Origin of the sequence: Flavobacterium sp. (assembly GCF_024305175.1) — a bacterium.
In the GTDB taxonomy this organism is placed as follows: Bacteria; Bacteroidota; Bacteroidia; order Flavobacteriales; family Flavobacteriaceae; genus Flavobacterium.
This window is the reverse complement of record NZ_JAMWYY010000039.1, coordinates 21,226-27,808: the sequence shown is the minus strand read 5'-3', so window position 1 is coordinate 27,808 and position 6,583 is coordinate 21,226. Positions and strand designations below refer to the sequence as shown.

Sequence of the window (6,583 nt, the reverse complement as noted above, 5' to 3'; positions counted from 1 at the left end):
GACAGATTATTATATATGCTAAAAGCTGCATGTTTTTTTTGCAAATATACTTTTTATTATTAATTAAACTTTTGTTATGATTTTTCTTTACTCAAATAAGGCAGCAATACTTAAATTTACAGAAAAATACTATTTAATGGATATAAATATTGTATTGCTGGCAATTATAGCTGCAAATGTGCTGGTTAGCCTGAAAGGATTTAATGATATTTTATTTTTCAGGAAATATGAGTTTCACGTAGGGAGCATAAGGGCAGGGGAGCAGTACCGTATGTTTACGAGCGCTTTTCTGCATGCCGACGTAATGCACCTGGCTTTTAATATGCTTACGCTTTACTTTTTTGCGCCCGCGGTTATTTACTATATGGGCGTGCTTTCGTTTGTACTGGTTTATTTCGGCAGCCTTGTTTCGGGTAGTTTGCTGTCATTATACTTTCATCGTAATGATTATGCCTACAGGGCTATTGGCGCATCGGGTGCTGTAGTAGGAGTATTATACTCGGCTATCATGTTTAATCCTGATGCCAACCTGTATTTGTTTTTTGCCTTACCGATACCTGCTTATTTATTTGGTATTGGTTATCTGTTGTATTCAATATATGGTATGCGCGCTAAAAATGATAACATAGGGCATACAGCCCATTTTGGCGGTGCCATAGCGGGTTATCTTATAACTCTTGCTTATGCGCCTGCATTGTTACAGACACAAACCCTGATGGTTATACTGCTTGCCATACCTATTATCCTCTTGTTTATTCTTGAAAAAAGCGGAAAGCTTTAAAAATGGCATACGTTTTGAAATTCTTACAGAAAAACCCATAAATAAAAACAAACTATGAAAAAGTTTATTGCAGTAGTATTACTGATGACAGGCGCATATACAGGCGCTCAGACTGTAACCGCAAATGCCCCGAGACAGATAAGCGTAACGGGAGAAGGCAAAATAATGGTTAGGCCAGATGAGGCTATTATTACCATAGGCGTGGTTAATAACGGTGCAGATGCAGCAGAAGTTAAAAAGGCTAATGATGCAACTGTTGATAAAGTTATCAAATACCTGAAGAATTTTAAACTGGCCGAAAAAGATTACCAGACACAGCGCGTTTATCTGAACAGGAACTATGATTATGAAAAAAAACGCCATTATTTTACCGCTTCTCAAACCATAACTATTAATCTGCGCGACCTTAGCAGGTATGATAATATGATTATAGGATTAACAGATGCCGGTGTTAATAACATTCAGGGGATAGAGTTTAAAACCTCTAAGCAGGAGCAGTATGAAAGTGAAGCGCGTGTAAAAGCAGTTGCTGACGCCAACAAAAAAGCGGAAGATTATGCAAAAGCGCTTAACCTTTTTGTTGGTTATGCCCTTGTAGTTAATGATAATACCCAAACCAACTACCCAAGGCCTATGTATGCTATGGAAATGAAAGCTATGGCTGATAGCGGATCTCAGGAAACACTTGCATTAGGTGAGATAGAAATAACGGCTAATGTTGATATTACTTATGAGTTGTCTATTACAAACTACAAGAGATAATTCTATAAATTGCATTTAATAAAAAAGCCGGGCTTAGAGCCCGGCTTTCGTTTTTCGTGGGGAGAGCAGGATTCGAACCTGCGAAGACATAGTCAGCAGATTTACAGTCTGCCCTCGTTGGCCGCTTGAGTATCTCCCCTCAAGCATCAGCCTATTTGCTGATTGCGGTTGCAAATATAATGCTGTTTTTTTAGTAAACAAATATAAATTCCGCTATTTTACTGCTTATACAAATAATAAACACTAACTGTTTGAAGATTAGGAATAAAAAAATCTCCTCTAAACAGGAGATTTTTTTATTACACCATTTCGGCATTATGATTTGGCAAGAAGCTCTTTTACTTTAGCTTTTAGCTGATCGCCCCTTAGGTCTTTTGCAACAATATTTCCTTCTGCATCCAGTACAAAGGTAGCAGGGATAGACTGTACACCATATTGTTTTGCAATAGGGTCTTCCCAGAATTTAAGGTTAGAAACATGGTTCCATGTAAGTTTATCATCAGCAATGGCTTTCTTCCAGGCATCAGCTTCTTTGTCAAGAGATACGCCAATTATATTAAGCCCCTGGTCATGAAGCTCGTTATACATAGCCACAACATTAGGGTTTTCTATACGGCATGGCTTGCACCATGAAGCCCAGAAATCTATTATGGTTACTTTACCCATAGCATCTTTAAGCGACATTGTTTTCCCGTCAGGCGTTGCAGCAGAAAAATCAGGAGCTTTTTTACCCACACCAACATTTGCCATAGCTTTTTCCTGTTCTTCCATTTGCTTAAAGGTATCGCCAAGCTCTTTACCGTCTTTTGTGTTCTTTACAGACTCATCAAGGCTGTTGTAAAGTTCTTTTATTTCTGCCTGGTCAGCTTCTGCACTGCCCATAAGCTGCCTTATTATAAAGATGTTGATGTAAGCTTTCGGGTTGTCCTTAACAAACTGCTTGTTTGTTTTTTCCACATCAGCCATAAGGTTTTTATACTCCTTATTAAGCCTGTTTATAGCAACGGTATCGTTACTCTTGCGGGCTTCCATCATTACAGGAGTATTATCCTGCTGAAACTTCATCACCTTAGCTGTATTAGCTTTTGTTTTTGCGTAATACTCGTTTAGCTTATCATTGTTAAAGGTACCTGATTGAACCGACCTGTATATGGAGTCTTTGTTAACTTCAATTTTTATGCTTCCGTTTTCTAATATAAAATTAGCCTTTTCCATTGGTTTTGTTTCAAACGAAAGGAAATGCAGCGAAGGCTCTTCGGTAGTGCCTTTAAAAGTGAATTTACCGTTTTCAACAACAACAGTATCTACAGGCTCAAAACCCATAGCGCCCTGTTTTTCCAATACTACTTTTTTGCCGTCTAAGTCGCTGCCCTCAATAGTACCTGTAATTTCATACTCATTGTCTGCCAGCTTATTACATGATATTACTGCTGCTGACAGTGCAAGGAACAAAAAGAATTTTTTCATATTTTTTATCTGATTAATTTGCTGCAAAAGTATTTAATTTTTGGTACGTTGCAGCTTCGCACTAAAATTTGTTTTTAGGCAGGCTGCCCTGCGGCAGTGCTTATCTTAACGTTAGTGAGTTTTATGCCACCAAAGCCTTTTTCTACATTTATCATGTTATGGTAACCACGAGCCTTTAAAATAGATGCCATAATTACTGAACGGTATCCGCCTGCGCAATGCAGGTAAAAATCGCCCTGTGCAGGCACCTCTGCAAGTTGCTCGTTAACAAAATCAAGAGGTATGTTTACAGCCCCCTCAACATAACCGTTGCTGTATTCGCCCGGTTTGCGGCTGTCGATGACAGGTAAGTTGTTTTCTGCCAGCCCTTCTGCAAAAGTTTCAGGAGATACAGAGCGTATGGTATCTGTCTCAAATCCTGCATTTATCCATGCTTCCATTCCGCCGTTAAGGTAACCCAATACATTATCAAACCCAACCCGGCTAAGCCTTGTTATGGCTTCGGTTTCCTTTCCTTCGGGTACAACAAGCACCAGCGGTTGGTTTACATCGCGTATAAGTGCTCCCACCCACGGGGCAAAGTTACCATTTAAGCCAATAAATATTGACCCGGGTATGTGCCCTGCAACAAAATCATCCTGTGGCCTCACATCCAGCACTATTGCGCCGCTATTTTGCGCTACTTCTTTCAGCAGGGCAGGGGTAAGCGGTTTTAGCGCTTTATCCATTACAGCATCAAGGCTTTCGTAGCCTTTGATGTTAAGCATAACATTTTGCGGAAAATAAGCAGGCGGTGCGCCCAAACCATCAAGCAGTTCTTTTATAAACTCTTCTTTGGTCATATCTGCCCTGAGGGCATAATTAGTTTTCTTCTGGTTACCTAGCGTATCGGTAGTCTCTTTGCTCATATTCTTACCGCATGCACTTCCTGCACCGTGGCTTGGGTACACAATAATATCATCCGGTAACGGCATAATTTTGTTGCGCAGGGAATCATAAAGATGAGAAGCAAGCACTTCCTGCGTAAGCTCCTCTGTAAGCGATTGTGCGAGGTCGGGCCTGCCGACATCTCCTATAAAAAGGGTATCTCCGGTAATGATGCCATGCAATTTACCGTTTTCGTCATTTAACAGGTAGCAGGTACTTTCCAGCGTGTGCCCCGGCGTATGAATTGCCTTTATGGTATAATTCCCCACTTTAAATTCTTCACCGTCTGTTGCTATGTGGGCTTCAAAATCCGGTTTGGCGGTTGGGCCATATACTATTGTTGCTCCTGTCTTTTTTGCAAGGTCTAAATGCCCAGATACAAAGTCGGCATGAAAATGGGTTTCAAAAATGTACTTTATGGCTGCATTATCTTTTGCTGCTTTCTCAATATAAGTCTGCACTTCCCTTAGCGGGTCAAAAATAGCGGCTTCGCCGTTGCTTTCAAGGTAGTAGGCGGCCTGTGCTATGCAGCCCGTGTATATTTGTTCAATTTTCATTTTAAACGGTCAGGTTTATTCACGCAAAGATACCAAATCCAATGTAACGGATGCAGTATAACACAATTGTTTGTAGATACTGTTGATAATTAACCTCTTAGCAAGTACGTTGAATAATATAAAATTGCGGATTATATATTTATGTCGTTTTCTGATTTTGTTAAATTATGGCAATCATAATTTTTGTATTCAAATTTTAAAAATTTAATAATTACAGCATTAAACTTATCATAAACTTGATATATATTTGTATGCTTTTTTTAAAGCCAACACGGTTTATAAATACAACGTTGTAAATTTAATTATGGCAACAGCAGTTAAGCCCCGCGTGGGCATGTATGAAAATGTAAAAAACCAGTTTGAAAAAGCTGCGACGGTTATGGGACTGGACGAAAGCGTTAAAAAGATCCTTTCTATAACCAACAATGAAATAGTAGTGCATTTTCCTGTAAAAATGGATAATGGAACTGTAGAGGTGTTTACAGGCTACCGCGTTCAGCATAATAACGCACTTGGCCCTTATAAAGGCGGATTAAGATATCACCCTACGGTAGATATTGATGCCGCAAGGGCACTTGCTACATGGATGACATGGAAAACATCTCTTGCCGGGCTGCCGTATGGTGGCGGTAAAGGGGGTATACAGATAGACCCTAAATTATACTCACAGTCAGAACTGGAGCGTATAACCAGAAGGTTTACATATGCGTTAGGTGACAATATTGGTCCTGAGCACGATATACCCGCACCGGATGTAAACACAAATGCACAGATGATGGCATGGATTGCCGACACCTACATGAGTACAAAATCTCCTGCAGAGCGCTCTAAAAACCAGCACGTGGTTACAGGTAAACCCGTAGGCTCGGGCGGATTGGAAGGCCGCGACAGGGCAACCGGTTTTGGTGTTGTAGTTACGCTTGAAAGCTGGGCTAAAGTAAAAGGCACTACGCTTGAAGGCAAGAAATATATTGTTCAGGGATTTGGTAATGTGGGCTATTGGGCTGCACACTTTATGCACAAGAATGGTGCAATACTGGTAGGCGTACAGGATGCTACAGGCACCATATATAACGCTGAAGGGATAGACCCTGAAGCATTATTGCGTTACCAAGCCGAAAACGGAACTATAACAGGCTATAAAGGCACTCAGGATTATGATACCGATGCTTTCTTCGGGATTGAGTGTGATATTGTTATACCTGCTGCCCTGGGCAACCAGATTACTGCCGACAATGCAAACAGCATAAAAGCAAAAGTAATTGCCGAAGGCGCTAACGGCCCTGTAGATACTGATGGTGAGGTTATACTTATAGAGAACGGAATTGATATTATACCGGACATTCTTTGTAATTCTGGTGGTGTAATAGGCAGTTACTTTGAGTGGCTTCAAAACCGTAACGGTGAAATATGGAGTATGGATGACGTTATTGTTAAACTTAGGAAAAAGCTTGAAGATGCCTTTAATAAAGTGATAACAACATCTGTACAATACCAGACAGACTGGAGGACGGCTGCCTACATACAGGCGCTTACACGTATAGAAATGGCTTATAAGCAAAGGGGTATTTTCCCTTAATAAAAAATAAACATGCAATTAAAAGTGTCCTTAAAACGGACACTTTTTTTGTTTATCTTTGTGTATAAGCCTTTTACACCATGAAAAAATTACTACTCCTTTCGGTACTCATGGCGGCTACGGCAGCCTCTGCACAATATACCAATGCACTGCATTTTAAAGATACTACTGAAGAAAAGCCGCAACAGTTTTCTTCAGGCAATATGCCTGATGTGCTTTCTGCAGCTGTAAAGCAGGTATTTGAAAAGCACGAAACATCGCCTTTTTCAATAGGATTTAGCATGTATGGCACGCCCTACAGGAATATTTTTTCATTTTACTATGAAGTTACAGGAGACAGAACTAACTACGGTTTCAACACCATATATGTGGGCCACAACGACAGGCTTTATTATAATGGCTACCGCCCAATAATAATCAGTATGCCAGGTGCGGGTATAGACCTTGATTATATTAATTACTTTGGCCCCGGCTGCAGGTAAATAAAAAAACGCGGAACAATCTGTTCCG

The 6,583-nt window shown here is 40.3% G+C and carries 6 protein-coding genes and 1 tRNA gene; 4 read left to right on the top strand and 3 right to left on the bottom strand.

The window, feature by feature from the left end; all coding sequences use genetic code 11:
* Positions 1-142: 142 nt before the first annotated feature.
* Positions 143-781, top strand: a complete 639-nt coding sequence (locus tag Q0K96_RS10310) for a rhomboid family intramembrane serine protease (protein ID WP_297333912.1) — start codon at positions 143-145, stop codon at positions 779-781.
* Between the two features lie 54 nt (positions 782-835).
* Positions 836-1,543 carry an SIMPL domain-containing protein gene (locus tag Q0K96_RS10305; protein WP_297333911.1) on the top strand — a complete coding sequence of 236 codons (708 nt, stop codon included), beginning with the start codon at positions 836-838 and terminating at the stop codon, positions 1,541-1,543.
* 57 nt (positions 1,544-1,600) lie between these two features.
* Here the strand turns inward: Q0K96_RS10305 and Q0K96_RS10300 are convergent.
* The 3 genes from Q0K96_RS10300 to Q0K96_RS10290 form a co-directional block, all read right to left on the bottom strand.
* Positions 1,601-1,682: transfer RNA gene (locus Q0K96_RS10300), tRNA-Tyr, on the bottom strand.
* A 176-nt stretch (positions 1,683-1,858) separates the two neighbouring features.
* Positions 1,859-3,010 carry a TlpA disulfide reductase family protein gene (locus Q0K96_RS10295; RefSeq protein ID WP_297333910.1) on the bottom strand — a complete coding sequence of 384 codons (1,152 nt, stop codon included), beginning with the start codon at positions 3,008-3,010 and terminating at the stop codon, positions 1,859-1,861.
* A gap of 74 nt (positions 3,011-3,084) precedes the next feature.
* Positions 3,085-4,494, bottom strand: a complete 1,410-nt coding sequence (locus tag Q0K96_RS10290; RefSeq protein WP_297333909.1) for an MBL fold metallo-hydrolase — start codon at positions 4,492-4,494, stop codon at positions 3,085-3,087.
* Positions 4,495-4,798: 304 nt separating this feature from the next.
* On the opposite strand from Q0K96_RS10290, the gene Q0K96_RS10285 reads away from it, so the two are divergent.
* Together Q0K96_RS10285 and Q0K96_RS10280 are read left to right on the top strand one after the other, a co-directional pair.
* Positions 4,799-6,073: a Glu/Leu/Phe/Val dehydrogenase gene (locus Q0K96_RS10285; protein WP_297333908.1), complete on the top strand. Its 1,275-nt coding sequence runs from the start codon at positions 4,799-4,801 to the stop codon at positions 6,071-6,073.
* Positions 6,074-6,153: 80 nt separating this feature from the next.
* On the top strand, positions 6,154-6,555 hold the full coding sequence (locus Q0K96_RS10280) for a hypothetical protein (protein WP_297333907.1): 402 nt from the start codon (positions 6,154-6,156) through the stop codon (positions 6,553-6,555).
* Positions 6,556-6,583: the final 28 nt, after the last annotated feature.